The sequence below is a fragment of the Psychrobacter urativorans genome, from assembly GCF_904846695.1.
Lineage (GTDB): Bacteria > Pseudomonadota > Gammaproteobacteria > Pseudomonadales > Moraxellaceae > Psychrobacter > Psychrobacter urativorans.
Genome location: NZ_CAJHBR010000007.1, coordinates 78,552 through 98,281 on the forward strand (window position 1 = coordinate 78,552; position 19,730 = coordinate 98,281).

General features: G+C 42.9%; 19 protein-coding genes. 8 read left to right on the forward strand and 11 right to left on the reverse strand.

Annotated elements, in window-relative coordinates; translation table 11 throughout:
* Positions 1-65: 65 nt before the first annotated feature.
* A complete protein-coding gene (locus JMY09_RS06785; RefSeq protein ID WP_201622839.1) occupies positions 66-998 on the reverse strand; it encodes a DMT family transporter in 933 nt (310 codons plus the stop codon).
* A gap of 367 nt (positions 999-1,365) precedes the next feature.
* On the opposite strand from JMY09_RS06785, the gene JMY09_RS06790 reads away from it, so the two are divergent.
* Positions 1,366-2,448: a WG repeat-containing protein gene (locus JMY09_RS06790; RefSeq protein WP_201622840.1), complete on the forward strand. Its 1,083-nt coding sequence runs from the start codon at positions 1,366-1,368 to the stop codon at positions 2,446-2,448.
* Between the two features lie 108 nt (positions 2,449-2,556).
* Here the strand turns inward: JMY09_RS06790 and JMY09_RS06795 are convergent, their stop codons facing one another.
* Both JMY09_RS06795 and JMY09_RS06800 read right to left on the reverse strand, forming a co-directional pair.
* Positions 2,557-3,588 (reverse strand): alpha/beta fold hydrolase, encoded by a 1,032-nt coding sequence (locus JMY09_RS06795; RefSeq protein WP_201622841.1) that lies wholly within the window; start codon positions 3,586-3,588, stop codon positions 2,557-2,559.
* Positions 3,589-3,616: 28 nt separating this feature from the next.
* Positions 3,617-3,781, reverse strand: coding sequence for a rubredoxin (locus JMY09_RS06800; RefSeq protein ID WP_201622842.1), 165 nt, complete (start codon positions 3,779-3,781; stop codon positions 3,617-3,619).
* 351 nt (positions 3,782-4,132) lie between these two features.
* On the opposite strand from JMY09_RS06800, the gene JMY09_RS06805 reads away from it, so the two are divergent.
* Positions 4,133-4,717, forward strand: a complete 585-nt coding sequence (locus tag JMY09_RS06805) for an adenine phosphoribosyltransferase (RefSeq protein ID WP_201622843.1) — start codon at positions 4,133-4,135, stop codon at positions 4,715-4,717.
* A 201-nt stretch (positions 4,718-4,918) separates the two neighbouring features.
* Here the strand turns inward: JMY09_RS06805 and JMY09_RS06810 are convergent, their stop codons facing one another.
* On the reverse strand, positions 4,919-5,356 hold the full coding sequence (locus JMY09_RS06810) for a hypothetical protein (RefSeq protein WP_201622844.1): 438 nt from the start codon (positions 5,354-5,356) through the stop codon (positions 4,919-4,921).
* 360 nt (positions 5,357-5,716) lie between these two features.
* Positions 5,717-6,655 (reverse strand): transaldolase, encoded by a 939-nt coding sequence (locus JMY09_RS06815; protein WP_201622845.1) that lies wholly within the window; start codon positions 6,653-6,655, stop codon positions 5,717-5,719.
* A 428-nt stretch (positions 6,656-7,083) separates the two neighbouring features.
* On the opposite strand from JMY09_RS06815, the gene pheA reads away from it, so the two are divergent.
* The 6 genes from pheA (at position 7,084) to JMY09_RS06845 (ending at position 14,234) form a co-directional block, all read left to right on the forward strand.
* Positions 7,084-8,184, forward strand: a complete 1,101-nt coding sequence (gene pheA / locus JMY09_RS06820) for a prephenate dehydratase (protein WP_227677212.1) — start codon at positions 7,084-7,086, stop codon at positions 8,182-8,184.
* Positions 8,185-8,280: 96 nt separating this feature from the next.
* On the forward strand, positions 8,281-9,405 hold the full coding sequence (gene hisC / locus JMY09_RS06825) for a histidinol-phosphate transaminase (RefSeq protein ID WP_201622847.1): 1,125 nt from the start codon (positions 8,281-8,283) through the stop codon (positions 9,403-9,405).
* A 322-nt stretch (positions 9,406-9,727) separates the two neighbouring features.
* Complete coding sequence (locus JMY09_RS06830; RefSeq protein ID WP_201622876.1) at positions 9,728-12,028, forward strand: bifunctional prephenate dehydrogenase/3-phosphoshikimate 1-carboxyvinyltransferase; 2,301 nt, start codon at positions 9,728-9,730, stop codon at positions 12,026-12,028.
* A 256-nt stretch (positions 12,029-12,284) separates the two neighbouring features.
* Positions 12,285-13,235 (forward strand): EamA family transporter RarD, encoded by a 951-nt coding sequence (rarD, locus tag JMY09_RS06835; protein ID WP_201622848.1) that lies wholly within the window; start codon positions 12,285-12,287, stop codon positions 13,233-13,235.
* Between the two features lie 47 nt (positions 13,236-13,282).
* A complete protein-coding gene (gene folB, locus JMY09_RS06840; RefSeq protein ID WP_201622849.1) occupies positions 13,283-13,723 on the forward strand; it encodes a dihydroneopterin aldolase in 441 nt (146 codons plus the stop codon).
* A complete protein-coding gene (locus tag JMY09_RS06845; protein WP_201622850.1) occupies positions 13,716-14,234 on the forward strand; it encodes a 2-amino-4-hydroxy-6-hydroxymethyldihydropteridine diphosphokinase in 519 nt (172 codons plus the stop codon). The genes folB and JMY09_RS06845 overlap by 8 nt, the downstream gene beginning before the upstream one ends.
* A 39-nt stretch (positions 14,235-14,273) precedes the next feature.
* On the opposite strand, the gene JMY09_RS06850 is transcribed toward JMY09_RS06845, so the two are convergent.
* The 6 genes from JMY09_RS06850 to JMY09_RS06875 all read right to left on the reverse strand — a co-directional run bounded on the left by JMY09_RS06850 (position 14,274) and on the right by JMY09_RS06875 (position 19,656).
* Positions 14,274-15,332 carry a BMP family protein gene (locus JMY09_RS06850; protein WP_201622851.1) on the reverse strand — a complete coding sequence of 353 codons (1,059 nt, stop codon included), beginning with the start codon at positions 15,330-15,332 and terminating at the stop codon, positions 14,274-14,276.
* Between the two features lie 208 nt (positions 15,333-15,540).
* Positions 15,541-16,287 (reverse strand): glucose 1-dehydrogenase, encoded by a 747-nt coding sequence (locus JMY09_RS06855; protein WP_201622852.1) that lies wholly within the window; start codon positions 16,285-16,287, stop codon positions 15,541-15,543.
* A gap of 168 nt (positions 16,288-16,455) precedes the next feature.
* Positions 16,456-17,388, reverse strand: coding sequence for a serine O-acetyltransferase (gene cysE / locus JMY09_RS06860; protein ID WP_201622853.1), 933 nt, complete (start codon positions 17,386-17,388; stop codon positions 16,456-16,458).
* A gap of 361 nt (positions 17,389-17,749) precedes the next feature.
* Positions 17,750-18,193 carry a YtoQ family protein gene (locus tag JMY09_RS06865; protein WP_201622854.1) on the reverse strand — a complete coding sequence of 148 codons (444 nt, stop codon included), beginning with the start codon at positions 18,191-18,193 and terminating at the stop codon, positions 17,750-17,752.
* Between the two features lie 147 nt (positions 18,194-18,340).
* A complete protein-coding gene (locus tag JMY09_RS06870; protein WP_201622855.1) occupies positions 18,341-19,243 on the reverse strand; it encodes an RNA methyltransferase in 903 nt (300 codons plus the stop codon).
* A gap of 5 nt (positions 19,244-19,248) precedes the next feature.
* On the reverse strand, positions 19,249-19,656 hold the full coding sequence (locus JMY09_RS06875) for an Hpt domain-containing protein (protein WP_201622856.1): 408 nt from the start codon (positions 19,654-19,656) through the stop codon (positions 19,249-19,251).
* Positions 19,657-19,730 lie beyond the last annotated feature (74 nt).

Genomic DNA, 19,730 nt, shown 5'->3' on the forward strand with positions numbered 1-19,730 from the left:
ATCTACTTAGATTTAAGCTTTTTTTATTATCGATAAGGTTAATAGGGGTGTTGTGCCTAACCCTATTATTTATAGTTACGCTTATAGAATTTTGCAAAGAAGCGATAACGTCTTAGGGCCCGAGGTTTGGGCTTGAGTGAGCCCAAAAAAATAGCAAACATAGTTAGGAGGGCGCCGGCCCACTGTAAGCTATTAATCGGTTTATCAAGCCAGCTATAGTCTATGACCAAAGCGGCAATCGGCTCAGTGAGCAGTAGCAAGCCGACTAAGGTTAGTGAGAGCTTAGGAATAGAATAAGCAATCAGGCCCCAAGCTAAGCACTGCATTACTGTGCCGTAGACCAATACCCAAGCAAGCTCAGACCAACTATTGGGTAATATATTACCTTGATCAATTAACAACATCGGTACTATCATCGCCAGCACCCCACCGATACTAATCAGCTGCATCAGTACAAATATCGGTGTCGGCTCGGTATCGTGAGTCTTACGAATAAAAGTCATCGAGGCTGCTAACATCGCGCCTGAAACAATGCCCGTAACAAAGCCCCAAGTGGCAGCTGAGTTTTGCGCAAATTCAGGGCTGCCAATCATCGCCACTCCTAGCATGGCTAGGCAGAGACTAAGGAGCTGCAAGATAGACTGGCGCTCGCTGAAATAGACAAAGCCAATAGCCGCTAAAAAGAAGATTTGTAAGCTGTTAAGTAAGGTTGAGATACCTGGTCCAACAGCATGAATACTCTCATGCCAAAGCGCTAAATCGAATCCAAGAAATGCACCAGATAACAAACTATAAACGATAGCTCGTCTAGAGGCTGGTAGCCGTTGGCCGGCCACTTTTGCTAACATAGCAAACACCACACCGGAGATAGCCAGTCGCCAAAACGCCATTGCCCAGCCACCGATATCGACATGAGCGACAATTAAGCTGCCTAAGCCAAAAATAATACAGCCAATGACTAAGCCGATAGAAGCAGAGCGTGAAGCAGAATCGGCCATAAGTTGCCCTCGTGTGAATCCGCTATTATCAATAAGCGATATAAAAAATCCTATGGTAAACCTTTTCGGCTAAAAGCTAAAGACGGCTAGTATTAATAGACTTGGATATGGCTCAATAAGGTTGAGCGCTTTTGTTCAAGCCACCCGCTTAATTCGCGACAAATAGCTAACCGTTTCTAAAGCTTAGGGTCACACCCTTACAGAATACAAGTGGGTACTGAGGTCTACATTTGTTAAGCTAGTAATATTTAAGAGGGCTACACTGATTATCACATTGCCTATAAACCTTATCAGCACTACACTCCGCTTAGGTTCTACTATGTCTCGATGCTATACCTTAAAGCCTAAAAAAAGTTCCAGCTTATTGATGCCTCTTTTGCCTGCTTTAGCACTCAAAGCAACAGTAGGATGGCTGCTCAGTAGTTCGCTGCTGTTAGTGCTTACTTTGCCAACAGCACAAGCTGCGAGCTGCAAAGCGCCCAAAAGTTATTATAAGAACGTCGCTTGTACTTCTATGAGCGGTTATTTTTTGGCCAGTAAAGATTATGGTGCACCAGTAGCTCTTATCGATAGCAAAGGCAAGCCGGTAGTTGATTTATCAGCCTATCAAAAAGTTGCTGCCGACAAAATAGCTGCCGGGTTAATACCAGTACAGCGTAGTGGCCGTGTTGGTTATGTCAATATGCAAGGTCAAACTATTATCCCGCTGATATACGATGTGTTAGCAGAGTCTAGAGGCTGGGCACGAGCCGCTTCTGAAGGACGTATTGTAGTCAAAAAAGGTGGTAACTATGGGGTGATCGATAATAGCAATCAAACTATTGTGCCTTTTTCCTCAGCCTTTAGTGATATTGATAACTATAGTAATGGGGTTGCCAAAGCCCGTAAGAATAAAGTCAATATCAAGCTGGATAGCAAAGGCAATACTATTAGCGAGCCTAGTAGTACTAATGCTAACAATGCTAATGCTAACAACGCTAACAATACTAACAACGCTAATGGCAATAGTAGTAATGGCAATAGTAGTAATGCCAATGGCAATAATACTAAGGCGGGGTCTGCGCAAGCATCGGCATTGGCAATAGACAAGCCACTAGCAAGCTCCACCGCAGTAACGTCCAAAACTTTTACTACTTTAAAAGCCGATCAGCAAGACGGTAAATGGGGCTTTGTTGATGAGCAAAAAACCATCATGATTACTTATTCGTTCGATGAAGTAAGACCTTTCTCGGAAGGACTGGCTGGGGTACGTATTAACAATAAATGGGGGTTCTTAAATTTAGGCGGTGAGCTGGTTATCCCATTTAACTTTAGCAATAGTGAGGAGACTCAGAATGCTGAGAACGCCTCGATGTTTATTTTTAACCAAGGTAAAGCTTGGATCGGTACTCTAAATAACGGCGCTAAGATCTGTATAGGCACGCAAGGCAATGTTGTCGATTGCGATTAACCACTAGGGTTAGCTCTATAATAGTGTTTTAAACAGCAAAAAAAGGGTGAGGCTTATATATTATTTATAAGTCTCACCCTTTTTTAATTTCCAGCATCTTCTGAATAATTAGTACAGTAAATGCTTGCTTATCAAATCAACTAAATATGGCTGATAGTAGGCAGGGATATCATGAGCCATACCATCAATCAGATGAAAGCTGGCTTTAGGAATAGTCTTAGCTACTACCCGACCTTGCGAGGAGGGCAATAGGCCATCAGCACTACCGTGAATGACGATAGTCGGTGCTTTGACTTGCTTACTAAAACGCGCAATAGAGCCCGATGATAGGATAGCATTGAGTTGTTGTACGGTTCCTAACGGATGAAAGTTGCGCTGATAACGTAACTTGGCAATCTCACGCACAGTACGGACATTGACATGACCGGGCGTCCCTACAGTCTTCATGAACCAGACGCTGTGCCGAACGATATCACGTTCAGAATGGCTTTCCGGTCTATTGATCAAAGTATAGAGCTGCTTAGGTCGTGGTGGCTTTAAAAATGCCCGATTGGTAGTAGTGAACATCAATACCATACGATCTATTAAGCTGGGATAGCGAGCAGCGACAATTTGGGCAATCATACCACCCATCGAGGCTCCTAATAAATGTGTTCTTTTTAGTTGTAACACCTTTATCAGACGTACCGTATCCTCTGCCATATCGGTCAAATTATAAGCGACTTGTGCTGATTTATTGGATAGACCTGTCTGCAAGCGTAGCATCATTTTGAGTTGGCTGATTCGTGGCAATCCTTCGATTTGAACTTTAGAGGATAAGCCGATATCACGATTATCAAAACGAATCACAAAAAACCCAGCATTAATCAGACGCTTGATAAAATCATCTGGCCAAAAGATCATTTGTGAGCCTAGACCCATCACCATCAATAATGGGGGATGGTCTGGATTACCACCGGCTTCGACACACAGCTTAATATTATCGCCGATATCGATCATGGCCTGATAAAGGTGCTCACTTAAGTCAGAGGTACGCCAATTATGCGCACCGAACTTCTCCCATGCAGGATTTGGATAGTAAGCTGTTTCTGTCGCCACGTCAGCAACCTTATCTTGGCTTGATTTATTTGAGTGGATCATGATATCTCCCGCTTAGCATGTCATCTACTTAGATTTCCATCATTTCAAAATCTAACTTGCCAACACCACATTCAGGACAAGTCCAATCATCAGGAATATCTTCCCATTTAGTGCCAGGAGCGATGCCTTCTTCAGAGCAACCTAGTTCTTCATCGTAGATCCAGCCACAGACAATACATTCATAACGTTTCATACACCGTCCTATCAATAATTACTATTATGCTTTAAAAGCGTTACTAGCTAAATTTACACCATAAAAACGCCCACAGTTTAGCATATAACCGTGCTATATAAAGTTAAGTTTACAGTTGTATATTGGAACTGCAGAGTACTCATTAGCTTATTTTTATATCTGTATTAAGTTATGGTTTTGTGTCAGCTAGGTTTAGAGCGTATTTGTTCTCAAGTATTAGCTAGCGCTATCCGTCAAAAAAGACCGCAAGATTATGCTATTATATCCAGCTTTAATTTTTATCTTTTATAAGAGCTTGTCTTATTTAAGGTGAATCTTACATTATTCAAGCCGTCCAAGTTAAGGGTTATTATGAGTGTTACTACTACTGACAAGCAAGCTAAAACCATATCTGAGTCGTCGACTAATCGTAACACCGATAATCTCAATACTGATCATCCGTTTTGGCAAGTCATTCGCACTGTGCCTAACTTCCCTAAAGCGGGCATCGATTTTTATGATATCACCCCATTACTGCGTAACCACGTTGATGCGGTTATCGATGCTATGCTAGCGTCGCTGCCTGCAGGATTGATGGAGGAGGTGGATTGTCTAGGGGCTGTTGAAGCTCGCGGATTTGTGTTTGCAAGCTTGCTGGCAGGACGATTGGGCAAAGGCATTATACTGCTACGTAAGGCGGGCAAGCTACCGCCACCAGTGGCAAACAAGGCCTACGCGCTAGAGTATGGTAAAGATACGCTAGAGATGCAAAACAATTTGCCCCCTGAGCGTGTCCTATTAGTTGATGATATTTTGGCAACTGGTGGTACTTTGACTACGGCTTATGAGCTGTGTAAATCAGCTGGTCATACGGTAGTGGGGGCATTAGTGTTATTAGATCTAGTGGCACTACATGGCGAATTTCCAGTACCTGTTTATACGGTTCTAAAAATTTAACACAGCCTGTTATAAATACTATTTAAAAAGCTTGGGCTGGTAAGAGTAGTGGCTTAAGGTATTTAACAAGTAATAAAGCAAAAAAAGCGCCTTGATTATAAAGTCAGGGCGCTTTTTTTTATAAATCTACTGTTTTTAAATCATTGTCTTAGCAGTAATATGCTCAAAGCCATGACTTTACAAAGGATCTATATAGGGGATCTATAATACTACTGATGACAAGCCAGCATACTCTGTACCTTTAGACAGTACATAACGCTTGTTGGTTTCGCCATCGGTCAAGAACCCACCAAAAGTCTGTGATACAGCGCTGAACAAAATGATACTTACCGCGCTCAAAGCTTCTTCGGCTAGAACTTCAGTATGTAATAACTCTTTGGCTTTGGCTACACTGATTACCGCACAGCTCTCGTTTTCACTCAAGCGTGGATTGGCTTCTTCGTTATAGTTTTTATAGCAAAAGGCGATTGAGATATACTCTTCAGAACCCGCTAACTCAGCTAGATACTGTTGATCAATGTGGCCTGTTGCTTGGACACACTTAACCGCTGGCTGCTTCTTTAAAGGCTTTAGGCGCTTACTGTGAACGATATGGATAAAAACTTCTTGTGGTTGTTTTTTGGTTTTAGAATTTAGCATGGAACATCCTTATTAATTAAAACAGAACCAAATCAATAGTTCAGTCCTGTGAGTAAGTATTACTTGAGTATAATAATACATTGGTTAGCAAAATAGGTATTAAGTTTTACTTATAGTGGATTAAAATTACTATTTTATTGAGCTTATCATGCGGTAACTACATTAAGATGAAATAATGGCTGATAAAGACAGTTTATAGTTATTCTATAATCAGCTAATCATAGTTGAAATATAGACTAAGGACAGGCTAAATAAAGGATAAATGCAGACTTTATAAATACTTTTAGCTAAATCAATAGGGGCGTTTTCTTATTTAAAACAAAACCCGTTTAGCTTATAGTTAAAGTCCATACTGATTAACTAGCGAATAGCCGCTAAAGTCTGCGCCAACTCATCGCGTGCACTGATAAAACCATCGATACCTTTGGGTAATAAGTCTTGGGTGACTTTGTCTTGCTGATAGGCTTGGCTGAACTGTTCATGGGTCAAGCTTACCTTATTCATAATAGCCATATCAGTTGACATAGTAGGGGATAGCTGACGACTAACCTCAATATCCATTGCTGCTAGCTCATCGATTAAGTTCGGTGCGATAGTCAATAAGTCACAACCGGCTAGCGCTAGAATTTGCTCAGCAGAACGGAAGCTGGCGCCCATAACTTGAGTTTTGTAGCCATGCTGTTTGTAATATTGATAGATAAGCTTGACCGACTGTACGCCCATATCATCAGAAGCGGGGACATTTTGACGATTCTGTTGGCGTTTTTGCCAGTCTAGAATACGGCCAACAAATGGCGATATCAAAGTCACTCCAGCATCAGCACAAGCAATCGCTTGATGTTGCCCAAAGAGCAAGGTCAAATTGCAATGGATATTTTGGGTCTCCAGATAACGCGCCGCCTCAATACCTTGCCAAGTCGCCGCCATTTTAATCAATACTCGCTCAGAGTCGATACCGGCTCTATCATAAGCGGCCATAAAATCTAAAGCTTTGTTGATAGTAGCCTGAGTATCATAAGAGAGTCTAGCATCCACCTCAGTGGATACTCGCCCTTCGATCAACTGCAGAATATCGCAACCAATTTGAATGGTTAGCGCATCAATAACCGCATCGACATCACCCTGATGACGATTCATCATATCTGCTAGCATTGCATGGTTATCAGGCTGCAGCAGTGCTTTGGTAATCAAGCTGGGATTGGTAGTAGCGTCGATAGGTTTTAGGCGTGCAATAGCGGCAATATCGCCAGTATCAGCAACAATAGTAGTCATAGTGCGAAGCTGCTGTAGTGCGCTCATTGGGAATCCTTAATGTATAATTAATTCAGTGTTTTAGCAGTGTTGCTTTTTTGCTTGCTATTAAGTTTGCGCTGTTAGAAAAATTGCTTTGACAGGCAATAGTTTGAAACTTTAACATAGTTTAGACTTTAATTTATCTACCAATAGAATACTGAGCGCCAAAGCGTCTGATTTTAAGCTGTTTACCGCATTTAGCCTATTTACCCGTGGGCACTATGCACAGTTTTTGTTATAGTAGGGGCGACAAGTAAGTTATGCTTTAAGGTCAGGTGATTATCTGCTAATAGCTAAACACAGTAGTCTCTTGCAAGCTAATAATCGTTAACAGAAATAATAAAGGATATGCGCTAATGAGCGAGCAGTCAGCAGAGCAAAATAATAATTCAAATCCAAGCGTTGAAGACTCTAACGATATTTCAACTGAGCAAATGGTTCTTAATCGTCTGCGCCAAGATATTGATGCGGTAGACTGTGAAATTCATACGTTGATTAATGATCGTGCAAAGCTGGCTCAACAAGTAGCGACTGTCAAAAAATCTCAAGTTGCTAACAGCGATGATCCTTTAGCTCGTGATCCTATTTTTTATCGTCCTGAGCGTGAAGCGCAAGTATTAAAGGCGGTAATGGCGCGTAATGTCGGTCCAATAGCTGATGAAAAAATGGCTCGTTTGTTTCGAGAGATTATGTCGGTCTGTCTCGATTTAGAAGCGCCGCAGCGTATTGCCTTTTTAGGGCCTTTAGGAACCTTTACCCACGCCGCTGCTCTAAAGCACTTTGGCAAAGCGGCTGATACTTTGCCCCTTAGTACTATTACTGACGTCTTTCGCGAAGTAGAAGCGGGCACAGCTATGTACGGGGTAGTACCCGTTGAGAACTCTTCTGAAGGCGTAGTCAATCATACTTTGGATGGCTTCTTATCCTCAACTCTAAAGATAATTGGTGAAGTCGAGTTACCTATTCATCAGAACTTTTTAGTTGCTGAGCATACCAAGGTTGATGGTATTAGCCGTATTTATTCACATCAGCAGTCGCTGGCGCAGTGTCGCCATTGGTTAGATGTCAATTATCCTAATGTCGAGCGTGTCGCAGTTTCTAGTAATGGTGAAGCGGCCCGACGTCTAAAAAATGAATGGCATTCAGCCGCTATCGCTGGCGATGTTGCCGCAGCAGAGTACGACCTACATAAGTTGTATGCCAACATTGAAGACAACCCTAGCAACACCACTCGCTTCTTAATCATTGGTCACGAGTCGATTGCTCCCTCAGGGCAAGATAAGACTTCTATCGTAGTATCAGCTCATGACAAAGCTGGGGCGCTGATCGAAATATTGAAGCCGTTATCGTATCATGGGGTATCGATGACTAGTATCGAGACTCGTCCTGAGCGTCCGAATAAATGGGCTTATGTGTTCTTTATTGATATGGATGGTCATATTCAAGACCCTAACGTGAGTGCCGCTATCGCTGATATTCGCCCCTTAGTAAAAGATGTGCGTATCTTAGGCTCCTATCCAAAAGCGGTGCTATAAGCGCTAGTTTAGAACAGCGAAATACTGGAAAAAATAATAAATAGTGCTAGTAATTAATAGCCAGTCATAGATGGATATACTATCTAAGGATAACTTATGCAGTCCTCGAAAGATTTTGATCAGCCCTCAACACGTCCAGCGCCCGCTTATGACAGTATTCTAGAGCTGGCAGCTTATCAAACGGGTAAGCCCGTTGAAGAGTTGACACGTGAATATGGGGTCTCAGATGTGGTAAAGCTTGCCAGTAATGAGAATCCGACTGGCTGCTCGCCTTATGTGACGTTAGCGATTACTGAGCAATTATCTCAGCTGGCGCGTTATCCAGATGGCAATGGCTACTATCTCAAGCAAGCATTGTCCGATTTTAATAACGTTGCTATTGAATGTATTACTTTGGGTAATGGTTCTAACGATTTGCTCGATATTTTAGCACGCAGTTTCGTCGGTACTAATGACGCTATTGTCTATAGTCAATATGCCTTTGTGGTGTATTCAATGTTGGCTAAAATGCAGGGCGCAACTGGTATTGAAGTGCCAGCACAGCGTTTCGGTCATGATCTAAAAGCTATGCGTCAGGCGGTAGAAGACAATCCCAATACTAAAGTTGTGTTCATTGCAAATCCTAACAACCCTACTGGTACTCAGCTAGATCGTGATGAGCTGTACCAGTTTGTTGCCAGCTTGCCAACCTCAGTACTAGTAGTATTAGATGAGGCTTATATCGAATATAGCCCTGAAAGTAATAATAGAGCGCTATTAGATGAGTTCGATAATGTGATTATCGTGCGTACTTTTTCTAAAGCTTACGGGCTGGCAGGATTACGTATTGGTTATGCACTTAGCTCAGCAGCAGTAGCGGATCTATTGAACCGTATTCGCCAACCCTTTAACGTCAGTCGTTTGGGATTAGCCGCTGCTGCTGCCGCGTTATCTGATCAGGATTTTATCACAGAAGTACGCCGAATCAATGATGGGCAGATGCGTTGGCTAAAAAAACAATTCGATGCGTTAGGCTTAGGCTTTGTTAAATCGCATGCCAATTTTATCATGGTAGAAATAGAAGATGCCGCCGTTATCAACCAAGCTTTGCTCGAGCAAGGTGTTATTGTGCGTCCGCTACTAGGCTATGGCTTGGAGAACTGGTTGCGTATTACCGTCGGTTTAGCCGAAGATAACACCCGTCTGATTGATACCTTGCGGTCTATATTGATTAACGATTAATTCGCTAATACAATGACTACTAGCTGGCAAGACTTTTTATCTTAGTGATTAGTTATTAATTCTTGATTACAAGATAACGCCTAGGGTTTTGCTGGCGGTAGCTTTTTACTGCCATTTATACTTACTACTTAACCTTTCAATAAACAGATAGTTGAACTTATAACTAAGCTTACAGAGGTGAGTTTGAATAACGGGAACAACCGTGAACAGTCAGCATAGTATTAATAACCACATTGAGCACAACCTACAGAACAATAATGATAAGCCGTCCATAGCGGTTGCGGCGCTAGTCAATAAAAAACGCCAGCTAGACAATGCGCCTATGTTTCAACAAGTATGCATTATAGGTTTAGGTTTGATTGGTGCTAGTGTGGCGCAAGCGATAAGAGACCAGCAGCTGAGCGCACGAATAGTAGCAGTCGATAGAGACCAGCTCAGTCTGACTGAAGCCATAGAGCAAGGACTGCTAGATGCTGGCAGTACTGAGTTAAGTGCAGTGGCATCTGGTAGCGATTTGATCATCATTGCCATACCAGTACAAGCGGTATCAGCGGTATTTATCGATATAAAAGCGCTGATAGACAGCGGTCGATTGGCAGCTGATTGTATCATCAGTGATGTGTGCTCTACTAAGCTCAATGTGGTCGAGGCCGCTCAAAGCGTATTTGCCTCATTGCCTATAGGTTTAGTGCCTGCGCATCCGATTGCGGGTGCTGAGAATTCAGGATATCATGCTCGGCGCAGCGATTTATTCGTCAATCATAGCGTCATTATCTGTGAGCTACCAACGACTAGTCGTACAGCCATCTTTAAGCTACGACAGCTGTGGGAGGCTATTGGCGCGACAGTAATGGCTATGGATGCTGAACACCATGATTCGATACTGGCGCATACTAGTCATTTGCCGCATTTATTAGCGTTCAATCTAGTCGACCAATTGGCTAGTCATGACGACAATTTAAATATGTTTCGCTACGCTGCAGGAGGCTTTCGTGACTTTACTCGTATTGCCGCCAGCGATCCTAAGATGTGGCACGATATATTCTTTGCCAATCAAACTTCGATAGTCAGTGCTCTTGATGAATACAGTAGTTATCTGAACAATATACGTCAGCTTATTATCGATAAAGATTCAACCGCCCTGATGGGACTTTTGGGCCGCGCGCAAGCCGCACGGCGACATTTTGGCCATATGTTAGCCAGCACTCCTTATACGGATATCTCTACCATGTCAGCATCTTACATTATCTCGCCCAGTCATACCGTTACTGGTACTATCGCCATTCCTGGTGATAAGTCCATCTCTCATCGCAGTATTATGCTAGGTAGCCTTGCTGAAGGCGTCACCCAAGTTACTGGCTTTCTAGAAGGCGAAGACGCTCTAGCCACTTTGCAAGCCTTTCGCGATATGGGGGTCACTATTGAAGGGCCTGACAAAGGCAAGTTGACTATCCATGGCGTTGGTATGAATGGCTTAAAGCCTAGCAAAACTCCTATCTACATGGGCAACTCTGGTACTAGTATGCGCCTGCTAGCAGGTATTCTAGCAGCACAAAGCTTCGATAGTGTATTGACTGGTGATACTAGCCTAAATAAGCGTCCAATGGAGCGTGTAGCTGCGCCATTACGCCAGATGGGTGCAGTAGTGCAAAGCACTGGTACTAGCGGCACTTCGCCATTGAGCATCACCGGTCGCGCTACCGTTGGTAAGCCATTACAAGGCATTGAATATAACCTGCCAGTAGCTTCAGCGCAGATCAAATCTTGCTTATTGCTAGCAGGACTATGGGCGCAAGGAACGACTACGGTTACTCAGCCAGAGGTCAGCCGTGACCATACTGAGCGTATGCTAGCAGCGTTTGGTTATGAGGTAAAAGTACAAGGCAATCGCATTAGTGTTGAAGGCGGTGGTAAGCTTATAGGTGGTGATATTGCAGTACCTGCAGATATCTCCTCGGCAGCGTTCTTTATGGTGGCAGCAGCTATCAGCCAAGGTAGCACCCTGACCTTGACCCAAGTAGGTATCAATCCAACTCGTACTGGTATTATCGATATTCTTAAGCTCATGAATGCTGATATCAGCTTGAGTAATGAGACTCACGTTGGTGGTGAGCCAGTGGCTGACATCACTATTCGTAGCTCTAATCTAGTTGGCATTGAGATACCAGAGTCGCTAGTGCCGTTGGCTATCGATGAGTTCCCAGTATTATTCATTGCTGCTAGTTGTGCTCAAGGTCGTACCGTGTTGACTGGTGCCAAAGAGCTAAGAGTCAAAGAGTCAGATCGCATTGCGGTGATGGCAGAAGGATTACAAACTCTTGGTATTGATTGCACAGTTACCGAAGATGGTCTGATCATTGAAGGGCAAGGGGTAGAGGGCAGTGACAATCAAGTGGTAAATAATAGCCATCCAGTATTTGGTGGTGGTGATATTACCTCACATCACGACCATCGTATCGCTATGAGCTTTACGGTTGCTAGCTTGCGTGCCTCTAGACAGATCGTCATCGAAGGGGTGGAGACCGTTAACACTAGCTTCCCAGGTTTCGCTGAGCTTGCCAACCAAATCGGTATGGCAGTCGAAGTGGATAGGGGTGCTGATACTGTTACTGACGCTGATTGATTTGCTGACAACAGTACTAATGTCAGTACTAATAACAGTGCCAATAAATAACAGCCCTGTCAGCCATTAAGTATTAATTATTGAGTATGGTTGGAACCGTAATATCTTTGTTAGCAATGTGTTGATGTCTATATTGGCGTTAGCACATTGCTTTTTATTTTCCATTTCACCAACAGTAATCCAGCGTTTTTATAGCTGATTCCTAATTATTTTTTGAATCAGATGCGCGCTTTGCTCTAAAAAGTTGTTTTTTATTATGACCACCCAAAATGTTGTCAAAAAACCAGTTGTTCCTATCAAGACCACTCAACGTGGCATAATCACTGCGCTAATCGCTTTTTCTATTTGGGGCGCCTTCCCCTTATACTTCAAGCAATTGGCTGCTTATAACGCTACTGAGATTATCGGTCATCGTATTGTTTGGACGTTCCTTTGTCTGCTAGTAGTATTGGTGGTCACTAAGCGCTGGCAATGGATTGCCGTGTTAAAGCAAAATCCAAAATGGATTGCGCTTACTTTTGTATCCGGAATAATTATTGCCATCAACTGGCTCACTTATGTATGGGCAGTCAATAACGATCAGATACTAGAAGCCAGTCTGGGATATTTCATCGGGCCATTAGTTGGGGTCGCGCTATCGATGATTTTATTCAAAGAGCGTATGCGTACTCTGCAATGGGTAGCTATTGGCTTTGCGCTGTTATCAGTAGTGATTCAAGTCGTCATGCTCGGCAGTGTGCCTTGGATATCGTTGATCTTAGCCTTTAGCTTTAGTACTTACGGTACTATTCAGCGCCAAACGCCACTGACGGCTGTCGATGCTATGTTTGTTGAGACTACTATGCTATTGCCTATATGCTTATGGTGGTTTTGGCAGGCCGATGTAGCGAGCAGTCAACTCAGCTTTTGGTTCAGCTCCAATATTTGGCTATTAATGCTGGCAGGTCCGATTACTTTAATACCCTTATTATTGTTTAATAAATCTACTAAGCAAGTGGCTTACAGTATTCTCAGTTTTATGAACTATCTGACCCCGACCTTTATTTTCTTCTTAGCGGTGTTCTATTATAAAGAAGCGTTTGATTTACATCGCTTAGCGGTATTTGGTCTAATTTGGTTAGGTCTGTTACTATTCAGCATTGATTTGTGGCGTCATCGCCCAAGTAAACTGTCAAAAATAGCAGCCTTAAATAATGAAGCCCTATAAAAGCATAATAAGATAAAAGTTAGTAAGTCACTAATAAGGATAAAAATATGTTCCATACTGAAGCTGATGTGGTGTTTGTAAAAGGTTTAAAAGTAGAAGCAGTAATAGGAGTTTTTGATTGGGAGCGCACTATTGATCAGCCAATCTTGATCGATATTGCCTTAGAGACAGATATTCGTAATGCGGCGCTCTCAGATGAGGTAAAAGATGCTTTGAGCTATAAAGAGGTCTGCGATGATGTCACGGTTTGGTGTCAAGAAATCAAAGCCCAGTTGCTTGAACACTTAGCTGCGCAACTGGTAGCTAGGCTGTTCGCCCGCTATGACTGTCAAAAAATTACTTTAAGTGTCGCTAAGCCTACCGCTATACAACAAGCAGACGCAGTTGGGGTGCAGATTACCCGCTATGCAAAAGCTGCTGAAGACCAAAGCACTGAAAATGAGACGGCTGTCCATAAGTCTGCTGATGATAAGTCTGCTAATGCATAAAGATATAGACCAAGCGTCTTTAGATTTAGCATTACAATTAACGCTAGCTAAACTAAAAAGACAGTCGTCTGAGCAGCTGCAAATGCAGACAGTGACCGCAGTATTGTTAGCGTTGGGTAGCAATCATGACTCTGAACAGCATTTAATGACCGTTGGTAAAAATCTTGCCGAACTCGGTGACATAAAACTGTCTAGTGCTTTGCAAAATCCTGATTTTACCGCCAGTTTGCAGCAAGCAAAACCCGATTATATCAATCAGTGTGTTTATCTAATTCTAAGCTTGCCGATGAGTTTGTACAAATTACAGCAGCTATTTAAACAGCTCGAAGATGATTGTAATAGGTGTCGTCAACACCCAGCATCAGCTATACGGCAAGTGACGATGGACATTGATATTTTATTAGTCCAGATAGAAAATGATGCTGATGACTGGATAGTGGTCTTAGATCGTTACCCTTTTAAAGCGCATGAGCGTGCAGGAATTGAAGAGTTGGCTGTGGTGAGCTTATAGACTATCCGCGATAGTCCATAAGTTAGGGGCGTCCTATAACTAGTTTTTGAAATTTTTCAAAGTTTCTTTAAACGACTGATCGACAAGGTTGCCGGTAGCTGGGTTAAATTCTTTACCGCTGTAAGTGGTCGAAATACTAATATCACCACTGACAATTTTAGCAGCCAAAGCGTCTAATTTTGCTTTTACTTGCGGCGATACATCATCAGCCAAAGCCAACTTAACTACGTCCCCTTGACCTAGACCGATTTCTTGTATTTGATTAGGTTGCCATTTACCTGTCGTTAGATCTTGCGCCGCATTAAGAATAGCGACGCTAGCATCGGCTACCGCTGAGCCGACAAAACTATCATCCACTTGAGTCCAGTCAGATACATTACCGATGTGACGCACTTTGCCGTCATGAGTTTTGATTTCATCAATCACGCCTTGACGACCCGCATTGAGCATAGTGTAAATAACATCTGCCCCTTTATAAATCTCTGCTGAGGCTGCTGCTGAATTGATATCAGTATTATCTAAGTCGCCGGTGAACCACGTCAGAAACTTGGCATTAGGATTTACGTATTTTAGACCATCGTAAAAGGCAGCACGACCCATCAAGCCGGGCTTAGGCCAAGCACCAGAGATATGACCAACAATATTAGATTTGGTGGTCAGGCCGGCGAGGGCACCTGCTAACCAAGCTGAATCTTCTTGGCGTACGACATAGCTCGACAGATTGTTTCCTTGTACATGACCTTGAATGACTACAAATTTAATATCGGGAAACTCTTTGCTCACTGTTTCTGCCGGACCATTACACTGACCGCCATGAGCGATAATCATGTCAGGGCCTTGTTGAGCCAGTTTACGCATAGCGTCAGTTAACAGTACTGGATCTGAAGTTGCAGATATATTAGAGACATAACTGGCATCAACATCCAGCTCATTCTTAATCTTCTCATAACCCCGATAGGCAGATTGCATAAAGCCGTTGTCATTATGTTTGCCGGGAATTAATACAGCAATACTTTGACGCTCAGCAGCTATCGCTTGGGTTAGAGGGGTTAAAATCAGACCAGCAGCCAGCAGTAAGGCGCTTCCAAATTTGAGCATCGTATCATCCTTAATATTACGCATATGAATTTGTATTTTATAAGTGTTGCTAGCTTCGACTATATCTTATAAACCCTCATAAGTGACTAAATAAATGATTAATGAGGGTAATATTTGTTTGAATAACGACACAGAGCTACTTTTAGTTGTTGTAGGCTAGACTTTTAGCCCAGCACTAGGTGATGTTAAAAGCTATCGAGTTATTTGGTCAGCGCGCAGTGATACCACCGTCAATGATAAACTCTGAGCCAGTAGCATAGCTTGAATCATCTGAAGCTAAAAACAGTACTATGCCACTCACTTCTTCCGGCTCTGCGACGCGCTGCATGGGAATAGTTTTGGCAAAAGCTTCTACAGCTGCTTTGGTATCTCCTTGCATAATCATAGGTGTCGCAATTACCCCTGGATGTACTGAGTTGACACGGATACCAAAAGGCGCACACTCCAAAGCAACTGCTTTAGTCATACCACGTACGGCGAACTTCGAGTCGGTATAGCCAATAGCACCGCCAACTAAGCCATTGATAGATGAGATGTTGATGATCGAGCCTTGCTTGGTTTTTTGCATTGAGGGGATGACAGCTTTCATACCTAAAAATACAGAGACTTGATTGATATCAATAATGCGGCGGTAGTCATCAAGTGAAGTGTCTAAGATAGATTTAGAGCTGGTAATACCAGCGTTGTTTACTAGTACATTAATGGCTCCAAAGGTCTCTTCGGTTTTAAGGATAACTTGGGCCCAGTCCTGCTCATTAGTAACATCGTGCTTAATAAATAAAGCGTTGTTCCCCAACTCATCGGCCAACTGTTGACCCTTATCTGCTTGTTGGTCGGTCAATACGACTTTAGCCCCTGCTGCAATGCATAAACGGGCATGAGTTGCCCCCATACCTTGAGCAGCCCCAGTAATAATAATCACTTTATCTTGTAGGCGGTTTTGATAACCAGACATGGCATTTCCTAGTTAGAGTATAGGCAAAGGTTGTAGAGCTACTAGCTTTACTGAGTAGCTTTACTGATTAGCTTTAGCAACCAGCGTTAATAGTCACATTAATAGGTATTTTATTGATAGCAAAAAAATAGGCTGAGCATTTAGCCCAGCCTCTTATAAACGTTCAAGTTACTTCTGCTTAGCATCGGCTGCCGCCATATCGCTTTGACCGATCACATCTAAATCCTGCAAGCACAGCTTGTCATATTCTTTTTTGCAGAAGTTCGGATCAATCTTGCACATAGCATCTTGCAGCTGATCAAGACGGTTCTCAGACTGTTGGATATGCTCAAGCATCTTAGCAAAAGCTTCGGCCACTGGGTCTTGTGAAGATTGATCGATACCATAAGCTTGAAAAGTAGTGGCTCGTGCTGCGCTTTGATGGCGAGCTTGCGTTTGATCGCTACTAGCATCTTGAGCATTATCTTCGGTAGTATTTACTTGGGCAGCAGCTTCTTGTTGCTTGATATCATTACCCTTTTTGACGATAGGATTACCCTTTTCGTCATGATGCTCAGATATCATTCTTGCGGCACTGCCAACCATAGTGGCGCCAGCAGGCACTGGCTTGACTACTACGGCATTCGAGCCAATTTTAGCGCCTTTACCGACTGTGAATGGTCCTAATACTTTTGCCCCAGCACCGACGATGACCCCATCTTCTAAAGTGGGATGACGTTTACCATTATTCCATGATACTCCCCCTAAAGTGACGCCATGGTATAAGGTGACATCATTGCCAATCTCAGCAGTCTCACCGATCACTACGCCGACGCCATGATCGATAAAGAAGCGCTTGCCGATTTTGGCAGCTGGGTGAATTTCAATACTAGTTAGAATGCGTGAGCCGTAGGAGATGACCCGAGCAGAGAGCTTATGATCATGTTGCCATAAATAATGGGCACTGCGATGCAGAATCAGCGCGTGAATACCAGGGTAGGTAAGTACTACCTCCAAGCTATTGCGTGCAGCAGGATCGCGAGTAAATACTGCATCGATATCTTCTTTGAGATCTTTTTTTATGCGAGCAAATGATTTGAACAAGGCGGTTGGCGATAACATAACGCGTCCTATCGTATTTTTGATTACAGTTTTTTTAGTTATAGCAGCTTTGCATCATTAAATACAGCTATGAATTATTAATTAGCAGCAATTGAAGAGTGGTACAAAGTGAAAATCAGGGTAGAGGTCTGTTGGTTATATAATAAATAGGTAGGGTTGCTAGCTATTAATTACGCCAAGCTCTATGCCCAATAAGGTAAAAACTTAGTAGTGTAGTTGCTTATGCTAGGATCGAAGAGTCAAAAACATTGTAGTTTTGTCGGCTATTTTTATACTTATTTTATACTTAGCTGGCAGCTAAAGGCAGTTGCTGCTTGTCAGGGATACTAAAGCTTAACTGACAAACAGCGTGCGCTACTTTTTAGTGATCACTAGTAGTATATTTTAGCAGTTCAACCACTTGCTCAGGGGTTTGCGCCCATGCCATTGCGGCTGCATCAACTTCTTTTAGCGGATGGATGATATCCTCAGCATGCAAGGTAATATAAGGCTTGCCTAGAGCTGCGCAACAGCCAGCGTCGAATGCTGCATTCCACTGCTTGTATTTATCACCAAAACGAATGATAGCAATATCACATTTTTGGATTAAGTTTTTGGTACGAATCGAATTAACCTTTGATGACTTATGATCGCGCCAGAACGAGTTCTCGTCTTTACCCAATACATCACCAGCAGCATCGCTGGCTTCGTGTTCAGTCACCGCTGAGGTGAAATCAATATTGAGGCCATGTTCTTTAGCACCTTGCATAATTTTTTGACGCCAGTCGCTGTGAATTTCTCCAGATAAATAGACTGTCCACTTCATAGTTAACTCCGTTTTATTATTAAATGAGGTGCAACTGCTAGTAAGCTAACAATTGCACAGTGCCGCCATTATTAACCGGCCATACTGACAATATCAACCCTTAACAGTGCTGATCAAAAACTTGGCAAGCCTTAGCTTATATAAGCGCTAGCCTTTTAGAAGTTTTGCCATCAAGGCACTTAGTAGTTGATACTCTTTTTGATCAAGTTGAATACGTGAACCTAAACGAGATAAGCGTGAGGGTAGTGATCTCAAATGATCGCTATTAGCAAGACCATGCGCAACCATAAGCTCAGTGGTACTCTGAGTCAGCTGCTGTAACTGCTGTTGAGTAATGGCAGGCTCATCCCATTGCTGGCGTATATAAGTATCTAGCATGGGCTGTTTTGACTGATCGTCTAGCGCAGCTGCTTCAGCGTTACAAGCGCTGTGATGGCTGCTATTATTAACATGACTCTGAATGTAAGTAAAGATAAAGCTAGCAATGACTTGTACTGCAGAAGCGACATTGAGTACTGGGTATTCAGGGTTAGCATCAATCTGAATATGATAGTCAGCGTAAGCCAGCTCTTCGTTGGTTAGACCACGATCCTCACGACCAAATAAAATGGCGATGTTTGGCTTAACGGTACTGAGGTCTGTTTGCTCACTACTTACAGAGTGATCGATAGCCTTTTGCTTATCTATAAAGTCCAGCATGATTTTAGCCGCTTGGCTAGGTGTCACTACAGGCCGTGGTAAGTGTCGACTGCGACTACTAGCAGCAAAAACCAACTGACAATCGCTAATAGCAGCCTCTAAAGTGCTAGTAATAGTGGCTGCTGCTAAGATCTTACTACCACCTGCGGCGTGAGAGATACTAGTGTCATCAATCGGGAGCTTAGGATCAACGACCGTCAGTCGAGATAAACCCATAGTATGCATGGCTCGTGCTGCTGAGCCGATATTAGCTGGTAATGTGGTATTGACCATTACCACTTGCAAGCAAGACAGATAGTCGCTAACTGCGAACGTAGATGAGGGGGTAGCTGCTACAGGAGTACTAATCATAAGTATTACAAACCCAAACGGTGGTTAATTTCTTGTTCAGTATCTCGCAAGGCTACTGATATTTGCTCGATAAGGGCGGCTTGCTCACCAAGTTTCTGCTCACGACAAAGCTGTTGTAGCTGACCACACAATAACTCTAACCGCTTAGCGCCTAATGTAGCACTGGCTCCTTTTAGCGCATGAGCCGCCTCAAAACCATCAGCATTGTCATTACTAGCTTGCGCTAAATGCATAAGCTTAATACGTTGCAGACTGTCTATAAAATAAGTCCGCAGCAAGTCGGCGAAGTCCTCTTCAAGTAGCTCACGCATATCTGCAAACTGCTCTTCATCTAGGAGCTGATAGCTATCTGCTAGCAGTTGATCCTCTACTAAAGGCTTATTAAAGGCATTGCTAAGTTGAGACTCGAACATGGTATACCACCTTAAAAAATAACTAATAACTAATAGCTAACAACTAGCGGCTAATAAACTCTTTTAGTATAGTC